Below are 14,756 nucleotides of genomic sequence, written 5' to 3'. Positions count from 1 at the left end.
GCCACGATACACAGCGGGAACAACACTATCGCAGCCAGGTATAGCTATGGTCAGCAATAACACAGAGTCGTCAGGCGAATTCTTGTTGGAAATGAGCAATATCAACAAGTCATTTCCCGGCGTTAAGGCACTCGATAATGTTAATTTAAAAGTTCGTCCTCACTCTATTCATGCATTAATGGGGGAGAACGGTGCGGGTAAATCAACATTATTAAAATGTCTGTTCGGGATCTATCAGAAAGATTCCGGGAGTATTATTTTTCAGGGCAAAGAGATTGACTTCCACTCGGCAAAAGAGGCGCTGGAAAACGGTATCTCAATGGTGCACCAGGAGCTGAACCTGGTATTGCAACGTTCCGTGATGGACAATATGTGGCTGGGACGTTATCCCACCAAAGGTATGTTTGTCGATCAGGACAAAATGTACCGCGACACTAAAGCCATTTTTGACGAACTGGATATTAATATCGATCCGCGGGCGCGCGTCGGTACGTTATCCGTTTCGCAAATGCAGATGATTGAAATCGCCAAAGCGTTCTCCTATGACGCCAAAATCGTCATTATGGATGAGCCGACCTCTTCGTTAACGGAAAAAGAGGTCGGCCACCTTTTTACCATTATCCGTAAACTGAAAGAGCGCGGCTGCGGCATCGTCTATATCTCGCATAAAATGGAAGAGATATTCCAGTTGTGCGATGAGATCACCATCCTCCGTGACGGCCAGTGGATTGCCACTCAGCCGCTGGAAGGGCTGGACATGGACAAAATCATTGCCATGATGGTGGGCCGTTCTCTCAACCAACGTTTCCCCCATCGTGAAAATTCGCCGGGCGAAGTGATCCTGGAAGTTCGTAACCTGACTTCTCTGCGCCAGCCGTCGATTCGCGATATCTCCTTCGATCTGCATAAAGGAGAAATCCTCGGTATTGCGGGCCTGGTGGGCGCGAAGCGTACCGATATTGTCGAAACGCTATTTGGTATCCGTGAAAAATCAGGCGGTACGATTACCCTGCACGGCAAAAAAATAAATAATCATACTGCCAACGAGGCCATTAACCATGGCTTTGCGCTGGTAACGGAAGAGCGGCGTTCAACCGGTATTTATGCCTATCTGGATATTGGTTTTAACTCGCTGATTTCGAATATTCAAAATTACAAGAACAAAGTCGGGCTGCTGGATAATTCGCGTATGAAAAGCGATACCCAGTGGGTTATTGACGCTATGCGCGTTAAAACGCCGGGACATCGCACGCAAATTGGCTCGCTCTCCGGGGGCAATCAGCAGAAGGTGGTCATTGGACGCTGGCTGCTAACCCAGCCGGAGATCCTGATGCTCGACGAACCGACGCGCGGCATTGACGTCGGTGCAAAATTCGAAATCTATCAGCTGATCGCGGAGCTGGCGAAGAAAGGCAAGGGGATTATTATTATCTCTTCTGAAATGCCTGAATTGCTGGGGATCACTGACCGTATCCTGGTGATGAGCAATGGTCTCGTTTCCGGAATTGTTGACACTAAAACCACCACGCAAAACGAAATACTCCGTCTTGCGTCTTTGCACCTTTAAGATCAGGGGCTCCTCATGAGTGCGTTAAATAAAAAAAGCTTTCTCACTTATCTGAAAGAGGGCGGTATTTACGTCGTTCTTTTAGTCTTACTGGCTATTATTATTTTCCAGGATCCTACGTTCTTAAGTCTGCTGAACCTGAGTAACATTCTTACCCAGTCCTCGGTGCGTATTATTATCGCGCTGGGCGTGGCAGGTCTTATCGTCACTCAGGGTACTGACCTTTCCGCTGGTCGTCAGGTCGGTCTGGCCGCGGTGGTAGCGGCAACGTTATTGCAGTCGATGGAAAACGCCAATAAGGTATTCCCGGAAATGGCAACCATGCCGATTTTCGTGGTGATCCTGATTGTTTGCGCCATTGGCGCGGTGATTGGTCTGGTGAACGGTATTATTATCGCTTACCTGAACGTCACGCCGTTTATTACCACCCTAGGTACCATGATTATCGTCTACGGGATTAACTCCCTGTATTACGATTTCGTGGGCGCATCACCGATTTCCGGTTTCGACAGCGGCTTCTCTACCTTTACGCAAGGCTTTGTGGCGCTGGGCAGTTTCCGCCTCTCCTACATTACCTTTTACGCGCTGATCGCCGTGGCGTTCGTCTGGATCCTGTGGAATAAAACCCGCTTCGGTAAAAACATTTTTGCTATCGGCGGCAACCCGGAAGCAGCGAAAGTCTCTGGTGTTAACGTTGCGCTGAACCTGCTGATGATCTATGCGCTCTCCGGCGTGTTCTACGCGTTCGGTGGGATGCTGGAAGCGGGGCGTATCGGCTCGGCGACCAACAACCTCGGCTTTATGTATGAACTGGATGCGATTGCGGCCTGCGTGGTGGGTGGGGTGTCCTTCAGCGGCGGCGTCGGTACTGTCCTCGGCGTGGTGACCGGTGTGATCATCTTCACCGTTATTAACTACGGTCTGACCTACATCGGCGTTAACCCTTACTGGCAGTATATTATTAAGGGCGGCATTATTATCTTTGCCGTGGCGCTGGATTCACTAAAATACGCGCGTAAAAAATAAGTCCCCATATCTACACGCCCGGCGGCGCAAGCTTGCCGGGCTTTTTTATTGTGCTGGTGGCATACTAATCCTGATATTACGCAACGCCTATTTGCGCGTTTTTGGCTGCAATTCCAGCAGTTGCTCTGGAGTAACAGCCGGATAGCCCTGGGTATCTTCCGGGATTTCATGGCGGGAGGGGATAGGGATCAGCGGGCCTAAAAAACGCGGCTCGCGTTTGAAAATATAGAGGTCGGCCAGCGCGCTGAAGCGGGCACCAAATTCACGTACTCGAACGTTCCACATATCTTTTGGCGAGGGGACGGCGTAGCACTGCGCCTGGATGCCCATATGCAGGGCAATAAACAGCGCGCGCTCGCAGTGAAAACGCTGGGTGATAATGATGAAATCGTTGGTATCAAAGACTTTTCGGGTGCGGACGATGGAATCGAGCGTGCGAAAACCCGCGTAGTCCAGCACGATATCCGCAGGGTCAACGCCTGCGGCAATCAGATCTTTACGCATCGTGACCGGTTCGTTGTAGCTTTGCTGGGCGTTGTCGCCACTCAGCAACAGGTAATTGACCTTCCCGCTATTGTAAGCGTTGAGCGCACCCTGGATCCGGTAGCGGTAATACTGATTAATTACCCCGGTGCGGTAATATTTTGCCGTGCCAAGGACCACGCCGACCTGCCGCCAGGGGAGGTCCTGAAGCTCATCATAAATATAGGGAGCGGTTTTCCAGCTCATCCACCGGTCGAGGCCAAGCACCGTTAACAGCAGTAAGCCGATCAGGACCAACACACTGTATAACAAACGCTTCAACATGGACCCAGACCCGGCGGAGGTGAAAATTTCATTCAGGCTACTTTACCCGTGAAGCAAGCGCAAGAAACGGACGCTCAACTGAAGGGATTTTCATCAATGCGGACCCGAAAGCCCGCATTGGCTGTCAGGCAAGACAGACGCGTTCAATATTCTGACAGCCCAGCGCGTTGAGCGTTGCGCTGGTGGCTTGCCACTGAATCAACGCGCCATCGTCACGCTCCGCCAGAATGGCTCGCTGAATATCCGGATAATCGTAACCGTGCAGACTCAGCAGATTCAGGGCGCCCTGTAGCGGCGGCAGGGAAGGGTTGAAAGCGGCGTTTTCCGCGTAGCTCCCGGTGAAAATGGTGCCATCTCTGCACTCAAGCGCAACGCCGGACGGAGCTTTACTGTAGGGCGCATGGCTGCGGTTAGCGGCACAGATGGCGGCCTGCGTCAGCGCATCGCCCTGCACGGTATAACCCTGATCCTGCTCGTCCATCAGCAGGGTTTTAATGTTCAGGTCTTTTGGACCGAACGCATCAGGCAGATAGTGGCCCAGAGTATGCGCCGGGCGGCCCGGTAAATGGATATTGATATCCAGTCCGCTGTTCAGTTCATTCATAAACTGGCGGCAGTGACCGCAAGGGGTGTAGTTCACGGTAATGGCTCGGAGGGATTTTTCGCCCCGCAGCCAGGCGTGGGTGATCGCACTTTGTTCGGCATGCACCGTTTGCTGCATCGTCGCGCCGTGAAATTCCATATTCGCGCCAAAATACCAGGTGCCGCTGACGCCACGCGCAATGGCACCGACGTTAAAGCTGGAAAGATCGGCGCGGGCGCAGGCGGCGGCAAGCGGCAGGAGGGCGAAGGCCAGCGCGTCTTCGTCCATTCCCGTCGCTTTCAGTAACGATGAGACCTGCCCTGCGCTCAGCATGGCAGGAAAATGCTCATCTTCCAGCAAAGGTGCCAGCGCCGATTGCATCTCACCCGGAAGCTGCAGGAGAGCAGATTGAAAACGTTGATGCATGGGGTGCCTCGTAACAATGTAATGGGATCGTAGTTTACGAGGCGTCAGAAGATTTGTAACGTGACGCAGATCCCATTATGTGTGCAACGGTTGCAATAAAAACGAAAATTGCGCGACGTATCGCAAATTTTACCCCATCACTGCCAGAATCAGCGGGAACAGGAACGGGGCAATAAGCGAGGTAATAATGCCGCAAATCACCAGCGCCAGAGAACTAAACGCGCCTTCCTGATAATCCAGCTCCGCACAACGCGCCGTCCCAAGGGCGTGCGAGGCGGTGCCCATTGCCAGCCCGCGTGCAGCTTTAGTCCGAATACCCATAATATTGAGTAAGGTGTGACCGAACACCGCGCCAAGAATACCGACAAAAATCACACAAACCGCGCTGATGGCCGGGATACCGCCAATGCTACCGCCAACGGCCATCGCGATGGGCGTCGTAACCGATTTCGGCAGAACAGACGCGGCGATTTCCGGCGTTGCGCCCATCAGCAGCGCCACGCTGGTACCCGTCACCATCGCCACTACGCTGCCGATAAAGCAGATAGTAATAATTGACTTCCAGCGGGCGCGGATCTGGTGCAACTGCTCATACAGCGGAAACGCCAGCGCGACCACAGCAGGCTGCAAAAGATCGTTGAGGATTTTGCTGCCCTGAAAATAGTGATCGTAGGGAATGCCGGTTAACAGTAAGAAGGGAATAATCACGACCATGGCGACCAGCAACGGGTTAAGCAATGGCATCTTAAAACGGGCGGCAAGTTTACGCGCCGCAAAAAACACGGCCAGCGTCAGCGGCAAAGACCACCATATATAAGCCATCATTTTTTTACATCCTTCTGACCAATGACTTTACGTTCACCGTGCACCAGATGTGAACTCCAGCTTACCACCAGAAAAACCACCAGGGTGCTGATAGCGCATGAGACCACTACAGGACCAAACTGCGCCCGCAGAACGTCAACGTATTGCATCACGCCAACGCCAATGGGGACAAACAACAGCGCCATATAACGGATCAGCACATAGCAACCGGGATTGACCCATTTTGCGGGCAGGATTTGCAGCGCCAGCAGAAAAAAGAGGATCAGCATGCCAATAATGCTGCCGGGGATGGTTATTGGCAGCAGAGAAGCGATATAAATTCCGGCATATAAACAGGCATAAATCAGAACGAATGCACGCAGGTATTGCCAGATGATTGTGAAGGTTTTGCTCATGGTATCAATCCTTACGAAAACGCATTCATCATACAATTAAAGCCTAAAATGTGCTACCGATCACATCATGAATTCGAAGCATAGCTGAGATAGACAAACGGAACATCGGGCAAACGAACCAATCAGGTCGGTTAATCCTGTCATGGAGCGGGCTGATGCTTTAATCCCTGGCGCAGAGACGCTAACATAGCGCCGCTCCACGTGTTGACAACGCGGCCTCTCAGGGGAAATACCGGGATTGGGTTCCCGGAGGGAGGTCCAACCCGGTGGTCGCCACGATACCCACGGACGGTTTGTCATCAATCTCAGCGACGCTAACATAGCGCCTCTTTTTTTACGGGTAAAGATATGCGTGTACTCCTCGCGCCGATGGAAGGCGTGCTCGATTCGCTGGTGCGAGAGCTACTGACCGACGTTAACGACTACGATCTGTGCATCACCGAATTTTTGCGCGTAGTGGATCAGCTACTGCCGGTCAAATCGTTCTATAAACTGTGTCCGGAACTGCATCACCAGAGCCGCACCTCGTCTGGCACCCTGGTTCGTATTCAACTGCTGGGCCAGTATCCACACTGGCTGGCAGAAAATGCGGCCCGTGCCGTTGAACTGGGATCGTATGGCGTTGACCTCAACTGCGGCTGTCCGTCCAAAGCAGTGAACGGCAGCGGAGGCGGAGCAACGCTACTAAAAGATCCGGAACTGATTTATCAGGGAGCCAAAGCGATGCGCGATGCAGTGCCCGCGCATTTACCTGTGACGGTAAAAGTCCGGCTTGGCTGGGATAGCGGCGATCGCCAGTTTGAAATTGCCGATGCGGTACAGCAGGCCGGGGCAACCGAGCTGGCGGTGCATGGCCGCACAAAAGAAGATGGCTATAAAGCGGAGCGGATTAACTGGCAGGCGATCAGCGACATCCGCCAGCGGCTGACCATCCCGGTGATCGCCAACGGTGAAATCTGGGACTGGAAAAGTGCACAAGCCTGTTTGCAGACCACCGGATGCGATGCCGTGATGATCGGTCGCGGGGCGCTAAATGTGCCAAACCTTAGCCGGGTGGTCAAATATAACGAACCGCGTATGCCCTGGCCGGAGGTGGTTGAGCTGCTGCGGAAATATTCGCGCCTCGAAAAGCAGGACGACACCGGCTTATACCATGTCGCTCGCATAAAACAGTGGCTGGGATATTTACGTAAAGAATATGATGAGGCGCTGGATCTATTTACGGCCATTCGGACGTTTCAGGATTCAACGTCCATTGCGCGGGTCATTGAACACTGGTCCTGAAAAACTATCGCCCCCACACAGGAGGGCGATAACCATCAGAAAATCATCTTAAACACCCCTGTTACTACCAACAGTCCAATCAGAAAAATAACTAAAATCGCCCATAGTAAAATTTTCATCGCGCATTCCTTCTTTGTAGTATTCACATCAAGTATAGGAAAGAAGAGAAATTTTGCCTCGCCGAGTGACACTTTTGTTAATTGAATGGCATGTTAATTATTAGCTTGGTGAATAATTTGCTAACTATTTCTTTTTATGTCCATTTGTTCATTGCCACGCGTTACTAAAAAAAATTCTCACCCGCCACGTAATCTTGCCGCCTCCTTATTATCTCGTAAAAATACGTTATGAACCGTCCCCTGATTTCGACTGCAATGTCAGCCCTGCCGCTGGTTCTTTCCCTGACGGGCTGCGCGCCCTCGCATGATGTTAACGCCGGAATTACACCCTACACCCCGGCGATGTCGGTGAGCAGCACGTTACCAGCTGCATTACAAAACGGCTGGCCGCAAAGCCAGTGGTGGAAGCAATATCAGGATCCGCAGCTTGACGCGCTAATTACGCGCGCACTGATCAACGCGCCCGATTTAAAAGTGGCGCAACAGCGTATTACGCTGGCGGAAGCGCAGGCGAGAATGGCGGAAGCCGCAGACGGTCCGGCGGTGAATTTCTCATCTGACGTTGAGCGGCAAAAAATGTCGGCAGAAGGTTTGATGGGACCCTTCGCACTTACCGATCCGGCTGCCGGGACCACCGGGCCGTGGTACACCAACGGTACCTTTGGTCTGACGGCCGGCTGGGATTTGGATCTGTGGGGCAAAAATCGTGCTGAAGTGGAAGGACGCATCGGCCTGGTGCGCGCGCGCAATGCTGAACTACAGCAGGCGCAGCAGCTACTGGCCAGCAGCGTGGCACGCCTCTACTGGGAGTGGCAGACCGAAGCGGCCATTAAAACGGTGCTCCATGATATTGAACAGCAGCAGGAGGCGATTGTTGCTGTCGATCGCGAGCTTTATCAGCAGGGGATCACCTCTTCTGTTGAAGGTGCGGAAACCGATATCAGTGCGGGTAAAACCCAGCAAAAGCTGGCGGAAGTTGCCGGTAATATGAAAATTATCGAAGCCCGCCTGCTGGCATTGACCAATGGGCAGTCCTCAACGCTTGCCCTGCACAGCGTGCCGCTGCCGGCCGTACAGACCAAAATGCCTGCCAGCCTTGGTTATGAATTACTGGCGCGTCGACCGGACTTGCAGGCCGCCCACTGGTACATCGAAGCCTCATTAAAAGAGGTGGATGCCGCCAAAGCGGCGTTTTATCCGGACATCAACCTGATGGCGTTTTTACAGCAGGACGCGCTGCACCTCAGTGATCTGTTCCGTCACTCCGCGCAACAAATGGGCGTGACGGCGGGGCTGACGCTGCCGATTTTTGATAGCGGTAGGCTGAATGCGAATCTGGATATCGCCAGCGCCCAAAACGGTCTCTCCATCGCTAATTACAATAAGGCGGTGGTTGACGCGGTGAATCAGGTTGCCCGTAGCGCCACGCAGGTTGAAACGCTGATGGAGAAAAATGCGCGTCAGAAACAGGTGCAGCAGGATGCATCGCGGATTGTGGCGCTGGCAGAGGCGCGACTGAAAGCCGGTCTGATTGCAGGCTCTCGCGTCAATCAGGCACGCATTCCGGCCCTTGAGGAACAGATTAATGGCCTGACATTGCAGGGACAGTGGCTGGATGCCTCTATTCAGCTGACTTCAGCGCTTGGCGGCGGCTATCATTTCTCATCCTGACCCCCAGACTTCGCCGGGGTTTTCTATACTTACCTCCTGAACTTAACGGGAGGTCAGTATGGCGGCAAACAAAGTTGCAGTAGTCACCGCGTCGGATTCCGGCATCGGTAAGCGGTGCGCGTTATTTCTTGCTAAAGGTGGCTATGACATCGGTGTGACCTGGCACTCGGATGAAAAAGGTGCGCAGGGTACGGTAAAAGAAGTTGAGGCGCTGGGACGTAAAGCGATTGCGGTACAACTGGACCTCAGCAAGCTGCCGGAGGGGGCGCAGGCGCTGGAAACGCTGATTAAACAGTTTGGCCGTATTGATGTGCTGGTCAACAACGCGGGCATGATGACCAAAGATGCGTTCCTCGACGTCAAGCTGGAGGACTGGCGGGCGATTTTTACGGTAGACGTTGAAGGCGCGTTTCTCTGTTCACAGATTGCTGCCAGAAAGATGGTAGAGCAGGGGGAGGGGGGACGCATTGTTAACATTACCTCCGTACATGAACATTCTCCTCTGCCTGACGCCAGTGCCTACACGTCTGCCAAACATGCGCTTGGCGGCCTGACCAAATCAATGGCGCTGGAGCTGGTCAAACATAATATTCTGGTCAATTCTGTCGCGCCAGGCGCTATCGCCACGCCCATGAATGATATGAGCGATAATGATGCAAAACCTGGCTCCATGCCCACTATCCCGCTGACGCGCCCCGGTAAAACGGAAGAAATTGCCAGCCTGGTAGCATGGTTGTGCTCGGAATATGCGACCTATACTACCGGCCAGTCATTTATTGTCGACGGCGGTTTTATGCTGGTAAACCCGCAGTTTGCAGGACTGAAATAAATCTTGCCCCGGTAACGGCAGCGACTACTGCCGTTTCTGCCGGTGTTTTAACCACAGGCGCACGCCCAGTACCAGCGCGACAGCGATACCCAGCCAGACCAGGTGTTTTAAATGCTGATTGAAATGATGCAGCCACGGCCCAATCACTTCACCACCGACATAGCCAAGGGTGGTGAAAATCAGCGCCCACACAATTGCGCCTGCAATGTTGAGCGGCAGGAACAGCGTCGGCGGCAGGCGACTGGCACCTATCAGCAGGGGGCCGATGATGCGGAAACCGTACATAAAACGGCTGCCGATCACAAACAGCCACGGACGGCGCTGGATCAGCCGCTGCGCACGATCGATTTTATCCTGATGTCCGCTGAAACGCGCCAGGATACGGTTGCCGAACCGGCGTCCTAAAAAATAGAGCAACTGATCGCCGATGATCCCGCCCAGCGCAACGGCAATCACCACCAGCGGAAACTTCAGCAGCCCCTGATGGGCCGCGACGCCACCCAGCAGCGTAATGGTTTCTCCCTCTGCCAGACTGCCAATCGTCAGGGCAGCGTAACCATACTCCGTAATTAACAAACTGATATCCATGCGTTAAACATCTCTCCTCTCTGTACCGCACCCAACAAGCATAATCGCTATGTGAAATGTTGCAGGCAAAGAGGGATAAGCATTTTTGAACTGTACATAAAATAATCTATTGATGTGCATTATACTTAAGCCACGGTCGTATCACGTCGAGAAGAGGGGATCATATGAACCACGTCTGGGGACTTCTCTCCCATCCTAATCGCGAAATGCAGGCTATTAAGCGCGAAAACGAAACGGTTTCGCATCACTACACTCATCATGTCCTGATCATGGCGGCCATCCCGGTTATCTGCGCGTTTATTGGCACCACGCAAATTGGCTGGAATTTTGGTGAAAATAACGTGGTCCGGCTGACGCTGTTTACTGCTTTTGCGCTGGCGATCCTGTTCTACGGGCTAATGCTGGCGGGGGTGGCGGTGATGGGCCGGGTGATCTGGTGGATGGCGCGTAACTATCCGCACCGGCCTTCGCTGGCACGCTGTATGGTATTTGCGGGCTACGTTGCCACGCCAATCTTTCTGAGTGGTATCGTGGCGCTCTATCCGCTGGTCTGGCTCTGTGCGCTGGTGGGCACGGCCGCGCTGTTTTATACCGGTTATTTACTCTATCTGGGCATCCCGACGTTCCTTAATATCAATAAAGAAGAAGGGCTGAGTTTTTCCAGCTCTACGCTGGCTATCGGCGTGCTGGTGCTTGAAGTGCTGCTGGCATTGACGGTCCTGCTGTGGGGCTATGGCTATCATCTGATCTGACAGAGGCTGTGCGGCGGGTAGACGCGCTCGCCGTGCAGTATTTGGACACGATTCTTCTCTGGCGGAGCCGTTTCCCCGCGGGTATGATGCGCGGGCGTGTTTTATATTGATATCTATAATGAATCACGCGCTCAAAACATAACCTGTGCATATAACTACCAGAATCTCATCATGCCGAAATTACGCGTTTCTTTGCTTAGCCTTGCGCTAATGCTCCCGGTGGTTTTCGCACCACAGGTCAGTGCCAAAACGGCTGCGGCCGCCACGGCGTTACAGCCGGAAATCGCCTCCGGTAGTGCGATGATTGTCGATCTTCAGACCAATAAAGTGATCTACGCCAGCCATCCGGATCTGGTGCGTCCCATCGCGTCAATCACCAAGCTAATGACCGCCATGGTGGTGCTGGATGCTCATTTGCCGCTGGATGAAAAACTGAAGGTGGATATCAGCCATACGCCGGAAATGAAGGGGATTTATTCGCGCGTGCGCCTGAACAGCGAAATCAGCCGTAAAGATATGCTGCTGCTGGCGCTGATGTCGTCGGAAAACCGTGCGGCGGCGAGCCTTGCCCACCATTATCCGGGCGGCTACGATGCGTTTATTCGGGCAATGAATGCAAAAGCAAAAGCGCTGGGGATGACCCACACGCGCTATGTGGAGCCGACCGGACTGTCGATTAAAAACGTCTCTACGGCCCGCGACTTAACCCGGCTACTGATTGCCAGTAAGCAGTATCCGTTGATTGGTCAACTCAGCACCACGCGTGAAGATATGGCGACGTTTTCAAACCCGGCCTATACACTGCCGTTCCGTAACACCAACCATCTGGTCTATCGCGATAACTGGAATATCCAGTTGACGAAGACCGGGTTTACCAACGCGGCGGGTCATTGTCTGGTGATGCGCACGTTGATCAACCAACGTCCGGTGGCGCTGGTGGTAATGGATGCGTTTGGCAAGTATACCCACTTTGCCGATGCCAGCCGCCTGAAAACCTGGATTGAGACGGGGAAAGTCATGCCGGTACCGGCCTCGGCGCTGAGCTATAAAAAACAGAAGGCAGCGCAGATGGCCAGCACGGATTTCACCGCGCAAAACGATTGACCCGCGTTGTTGTGGCGCTGGCTAAGTGCCATTTTGCCCGGTGGCGCTGCGCTTACCGGGCCTACGGTGCGGTGGTATTCCCCGGTGGCGCTGCGCTTACCGGGGCTACAATGTTGCGATGTTGCGATGTTGCGATGTTGCGATGTTGTTTTCGTAGGCTGGGTAAGGCGAAGCCGCCACCCGGCATCATGTGCACCGTGGCCGATTCCCGCCTTACCCCCACCGAAGCCTACTCCGGCAGCGTCCAGTCCCCGTCATTAAGCGCGCGCTGCATAATCAACGTATCGCGCCAGTCGCCTTTTTTATACCCCACGCTGCGCAACCGTCCGGCAACCTCAAACCCCTGCTGCTGATGCAGCTTTAGCGAGCCGGGATTATTATGCCCGTCGCCCACCACGGCCAGCATCTGCCGCCACGGTCCCTGTTCACAACGGGCAATCAGTTGCGACAGCAGGCGCGATCCGATGCCGCGCCCGGTCATCGTCGTATCAATATAAATCGACTCTTCGATGGTAAAACGGTAAGCCGGACGCGGACGATACGGGGTCGCATAGCAATATCCCACAACCACGCCGCGATAAAGCGCCACCAGCCACGGCAGTTCCTGCGCCGCTACCTTTTCCATGCGTTGACGCATCTCGTCCACGGACGGTGGAACTTCTTCAAAAGAGGCCCGACCATTCAGCACATGCCAGGCATACAGCGCGGCAATGGCATGAGCATCGTCGGGCAGGGCATCACGGACTTCAACATCCACGCTGTTCAAAACGTCAACCGCAGACATAACGCAAGCTCCTCAAAACAAAAAGCCAGAGAACACCGTCTCTGGCACGTTAAACCACTTTATTACGACTATCGACAAAAACTCAAACGCCAGTCGGCGGCGTCGGCACACTCTCTGCGGTTTCAGCAGACTTTTGTGCCGCAGAATCGCCTTCATCCCAGTACTTCTGTTTACTGGTCTTGCCGATCCCCGGATTCATGCTATTTGTCGGGTCGTTCTTGCGATAAAACGTTTTTAAACTCTCCGCCGCCTCGTAAAGATGGCCGACGTTATGCTCGGCAGGATACTGTGCACCGCGCGTCCGCAGCAGTTCCAGCATCTGCTCCTTCAGGTGATGCGCATCAACGCCTTTTTTGACGATGTAATCCTGATGGAAAACGTGACACATAAAGTGACCGTAATAGAGTTTATGCACCAGCTGGCTGTCGATCTCCGGCGGCAGATGTTCGAACCACTCGGTATCATTACGCCGCAGGGCAATATCCAGCGCCAGAATATCTTCCACCTCATCGGCATGTACCGCCTGGTAACGGATCGCCGCGCCCGCCGCGGCAAAACGGTGCAGGAACGCTTTGCTGCCCTCTTCAGGCGTACAGGCGAAGAAATCGCCCTCGGCGGTTTTAAAGAATTCGCTCAGCCAGCGTTGTGCCTCATTAACCCCATCGCCCGCCATCTTGAGCAGCAGATGATGTTCATATTTATCGCGCCAGCTTTTCATGCGCGGCGGCAAATGCGCAGGGAAGGCGCGGGTCAGCTTCTGCATTGTACGATCGGTAAAATGCGGCTTAAACAGCGAGACCTTTTCCAGCAGCGCGTCGGTGCGGCCTTTCAAAGTAAAGAACAGCGGCATTTTGTCGGTGCCGAGTTTGTCGATCATCAGGAACGTATCTTTTCCGTACCGCTCGGCGATGTCGTAAATATCGCGGTGCATATATTCGCCCGCAATCGGCAGATGGGTGAAATTGGCCAGGATATGACGGCGAATTTCGGTGAGCACATCGGGCTGGTTGGTGCCGATATAAAACACCTGCTGATTTTTTTCCGCGACGAAGGTATCCAGGCGCACGGCAAAAACCGCCAGCTTGCCCGCGCAGCCGGAAGACTCAAACAGGCGATCGGGATCGGCATTATAGCGGGCAGGCGTGTCCGCCTCGACATCACGCACGCGGGTCACGTAGTCGTTGTCGTGCCCGTGACGGCCATCGTGGCGCACATCGCCCGCCGTGATGCGTTCATCGTCCAGCTTACTGAGGATCTGTTCCGGCGTTTGCCCCAGCTCAATACCCAGATGGTTGAACAGCTGTAAGCGTCCGTTTTCATCAATACGGGCAAACAGCGACATCTCGGTATAGGCCGGTCCGCGCTGTACCAGCGCGCCGCCGGAGTTATTGCAGATGCCGCCAATCACCGAGGCACCAATGCAGGAGGAGCCGATCACCGAATGCGGCTCGCGTCCCAACGGCTTGAGCGCTTTTTCCAGCGAATACAGCGTGGTGCCGGGAAATGCCAGCACCTGCTCGCCATTATCCAGTAGCTGAAGTTTATCCAGGCGCAGGGTGCTGATAATAACGATATCGCGATCGTAATCGTTGCCGTTCGGCGTCGAACCCTCCGTCAGGCCGGTATTCGCCGCCTGCATCAGAATAATTTTATCGGCCTGCACGCAGACGCTTAATACCCGCCATAGTTCGAGCAGACTGCCGGGGAAGACGACGGCCAGCGCCTCGCCCTGGCCGGAACGGAAGCCTTTGCGGTAGCGGGCGGTTTTCGCCGGATCGGTTAACAGATGAGAGTGGCCCACCAGGCGGGTCAGTTCGTTGAGTAGCGCGTGATTATCATGATGAGTTGTAGACGGCATCTTCCACTCCTTGTGGTGGGACAAATAAACGTCTTTAAGAATAGCCTGAGAAAACCGAAGCGGAGGGTAAAAACGCCAGAAAAATAAGAGAATAAGCGAGGCAAGATACTGCAACCGCGGTTACGATTATGGCAAACT

The 14,756-nt window shown here is 53.8% G+C and carries 15 protein-coding genes; 7 read left to right on the top strand and 8 right to left on the bottom strand.

The window, feature by feature from the left end; genetic code table 11:
• Positions 1-46: 46 nt before the first annotated feature.
• Together mglA and mglC are read left to right on the top strand one after the other, a co-directional pair.
• Positions 47-1,567 carry a galactose/methyl galactoside ABC transporter ATP-binding protein MglA gene (gene mglA / locus ACMGGS_RS21495; RefSeq protein WP_176919042.1) on the top strand — a complete coding sequence of 507 codons (1,521 nt, stop codon included), beginning with the start codon at positions 47-49 and terminating at the stop codon, positions 1,565-1,567.
• A gap of 15 nt (positions 1,568-1,582) precedes the next feature.
• Entirely contained in the window at positions 1,583-2,593 is a 1,011-nt protein-coding gene (gene mglC / locus ACMGGS_RS21490; protein WP_103674286.1) for a galactose/methyl galactoside ABC transporter permease MglC, read from the top strand.
• An 87-nt stretch (positions 2,594-2,680) separates the two neighbouring features.
• Here mglC and sanA read toward each other — a convergent pair whose 3' ends face one another.
• The 4 genes from sanA to ACMGGS_RS21470 all read right to left on the bottom strand — a co-directional run bounded on the left by sanA (position 2,681) and on the right by ACMGGS_RS21470 (position 5,629).
• Positions 2,681-3,400: an outer membrane permeability protein SanA gene (gene sanA, locus ACMGGS_RS21485; RefSeq protein ID WP_176919045.1), complete on the bottom strand. Its 720-nt coding sequence runs from the start codon at positions 3,398-3,400 to the stop codon at positions 2,681-2,683.
• Between the two features lie 124 nt (positions 3,401-3,524).
• Positions 3,525-4,409, bottom strand: coding sequence for a cytidine deaminase (cdd, locus tag ACMGGS_RS21480; RefSeq protein WP_414164304.1), 885 nt, complete (start codon positions 4,407-4,409; stop codon positions 3,525-3,527).
• Positions 4,410-4,538: 129 nt separating this feature from the next.
• The gene (locus ACMGGS_RS21475; protein WP_414164303.1) at positions 4,539-5,234 is read right to left on the bottom strand and encodes a CidB/LrgB family autolysis modulator; all 696 of its coding nucleotides are present in this window, start codon (positions 5,232-5,234) and stop codon (positions 4,539-4,541) included.
• Positions 5,231-5,629 carry a CidA/LrgA family protein gene (locus ACMGGS_RS21470; protein ID WP_414164302.1) on the bottom strand — a complete coding sequence of 133 codons (399 nt, stop codon included), beginning with the start codon at positions 5,627-5,629 and terminating at the stop codon, positions 5,231-5,233. The genes ACMGGS_RS21475 and ACMGGS_RS21470 overlap by 4 nt, the downstream gene beginning before the upstream one ends.
• Positions 5,630-5,977: 348 nt before the next feature.
• Between ACMGGS_RS21470 and dusC the strand changes: the two genes are divergently transcribed.
• A complete protein-coding gene (gene dusC / locus ACMGGS_RS21465) occupies positions 5,978-6,913 on the top strand; it encodes a tRNA dihydrouridine(16) synthase DusC (RefSeq protein WP_414164301.1) in 936 nt (311 codons plus the stop codon).
• A 35-nt stretch (positions 6,914-6,948) separates the two neighbouring features.
• Here the strand turns inward: dusC and yohP are convergent, their stop codons facing one another.
• Positions 6,949-7,032 (bottom strand): small membrane protein YohP, encoded by an 84-nt coding sequence (gene yohP / locus ACMGGS_RS21460; RefSeq protein WP_176919193.1) that lies wholly within the window; start codon positions 7,030-7,032, stop codon positions 6,949-6,951.
• Positions 7,033-7,260: 228 nt separating this feature from the next.
• Between yohP and mdtQ the strand changes: the two genes are divergently transcribed.
• Both mdtQ and ACMGGS_RS21450 read left to right on the top strand, forming a co-directional pair.
• A complete protein-coding gene (gene mdtQ, locus ACMGGS_RS21455) occupies positions 7,261-8,703 on the top strand; it encodes a multidrug resistance outer membrane protein MdtQ (protein WP_414164300.1) in 1,443 nt (480 codons plus the stop codon).
• Positions 8,704-8,761: 58 nt separating this feature from the next.
• A complete protein-coding gene (locus ACMGGS_RS21450) occupies positions 8,762-9,532 on the top strand; it encodes an SDR family oxidoreductase (RefSeq protein WP_414164299.1) in 771 nt (256 codons plus the stop codon).
• Positions 9,533-9,556: 24 nt separating this feature from the next.
• Here ACMGGS_RS21450 and ACMGGS_RS21445 read toward each other — a convergent pair whose 3' ends face one another.
• A complete protein-coding gene (locus ACMGGS_RS21445) occupies positions 9,557-10,120 on the bottom strand; it encodes a DedA family protein (RefSeq protein ID WP_414164298.1) in 564 nt (187 codons plus the stop codon).
• A 164-nt stretch (positions 10,121-10,284) separates the two neighbouring features.
• Between ACMGGS_RS21445 and ACMGGS_RS21440 the strand changes: the two genes are divergently transcribed.
• Complete coding sequence (locus tag ACMGGS_RS21440; RefSeq protein ID WP_176919053.1) at positions 10,285-10,872, top strand: YIP1 family protein; 588 nt, start codon at positions 10,285-10,287, stop codon at positions 10,870-10,872.
• Positions 10,873-11,043: 171 nt separating this feature from the next.
• The gene (pbpG, locus tag ACMGGS_RS21435; RefSeq protein WP_414164297.1) at positions 11,044-11,976 is read left to right on the top strand and encodes a D-alanyl-D-alanine endopeptidase; all 933 of its coding nucleotides are present in this window, start codon (positions 11,044-11,046) and stop codon (positions 11,974-11,976) included.
• Between the two features lie 229 nt (positions 11,977-12,205).
• Here pbpG and ACMGGS_RS21430 read toward each other — a convergent pair whose 3' ends face one another.
• A complete protein-coding gene (locus ACMGGS_RS21430) occupies positions 12,206-12,760 on the bottom strand; it encodes an N-acetyltransferase family protein (protein ID WP_414164296.1) in 555 nt (184 codons plus the stop codon).
• Between the two features lie 82 nt (positions 12,761-12,842).
• A complete protein-coding gene (gene dld, locus ACMGGS_RS21425; protein ID WP_414164295.1) occupies positions 12,843-14,618 on the bottom strand; it encodes a D-lactate dehydrogenase in 1,776 nt (591 codons plus the stop codon).
• Between the last annotated feature and the right edge of the window lie 138 nt (positions 14,619-14,756).

The organism is Superficieibacter sp. BNK-5, assembly GCF_047456055.1.
Lineage (GTDB): Bacteria > Pseudomonadota > Gammaproteobacteria > Enterobacterales > Enterobacteriaceae > Superficieibacter.
Note: the sequence above shows the minus strand (reverse complement) of the source record. Positions and strands in the feature narration are given on the sequence as shown.

Excerpts from the sequence above, each read along its gene's own strand:
- mglA (WP_176919042.1), top strand. The coding sequence starts at position 47 with ATGGTCAGCAATAACACAGAGTCGTCAGGCGAATTCTTGTTGGAAATG.
- mglC (WP_103674286.1), top strand. The coding sequence starts at position 1,583 with ATGAGTGCGTTAAATAAAAAAAGCTTTCTCACTTATCTGAAAGAGGGC.
- sanA (WP_176919045.1), bottom strand. The coding sequence starts at position 3,400 with ATGTTGAAGCGTTTGTTATACAGTGTGTTGGTCCTGATCGGCTTACTG.
- cdd (WP_414164304.1), bottom strand. The coding sequence starts at position 4,409 with ATGCATCAACGTTTTCAATCTGCTCTCCTGCAGCTTCCGGGTGAGATG.
- ACMGGS_RS21475 (WP_414164303.1), bottom strand. The coding sequence starts at position 5,234 with ATGATGGCTTATATATGGTGGTCTTTGCCGCTGACGCTGGCCGTGTTT.
- ACMGGS_RS21470 (WP_414164302.1), bottom strand. The coding sequence starts at position 5,629 with ATGAGCAAAACCTTCACAATCATCTGGCAATACCTGCGTGCATTCGTT.
- dusC (WP_414164301.1), top strand. The coding sequence starts at position 5,978 with ATGCGTGTACTCCTCGCGCCGATGGAAGGCGTGCTCGATTCGCTGGTG.
- yohP (WP_176919193.1), bottom strand. The coding sequence starts at position 7,032 with ATGAAAATTTTACTATGGGCGATTTTAGTTATTTTTCTGATTGGACTG.
- mdtQ (WP_414164300.1), top strand. The coding sequence starts at position 7,261 with ATGAACCGTCCCCTGATTTCGACTGCAATGTCAGCCCTGCCGCTGGTT.
- ACMGGS_RS21450 (WP_414164299.1), top strand. The coding sequence starts at position 8,762 with ATGGCGGCAAACAAAGTTGCAGTAGTCACCGCGTCGGATTCCGGCATC.
- ACMGGS_RS21445 (WP_414164298.1), bottom strand. The coding sequence starts at position 10,120 with ATGGATATCAGTTTGTTAATTACGGAGTATGGTTACGCTGCCCTGACG.
- ACMGGS_RS21440 (WP_176919053.1), top strand. The coding sequence starts at position 10,285 with ATGAACCACGTCTGGGGACTTCTCTCCCATCCTAATCGCGAAATGCAG.
- pbpG (WP_414164297.1), top strand. The coding sequence starts at position 11,044 with ATGCCGAAATTACGCGTTTCTTTGCTTAGCCTTGCGCTAATGCTCCCG.
- ACMGGS_RS21430 (WP_414164296.1), bottom strand. The coding sequence starts at position 12,760 with ATGTCTGCGGTTGACGTTTTGAACAGCGTGGATGTTGAAGTCCGTGAT.
- dld (WP_414164295.1), bottom strand. The coding sequence starts at position 14,618 with ATGCCGTCTACAACTCATCATGATAATCACGCGCTACTCAACGAACTG.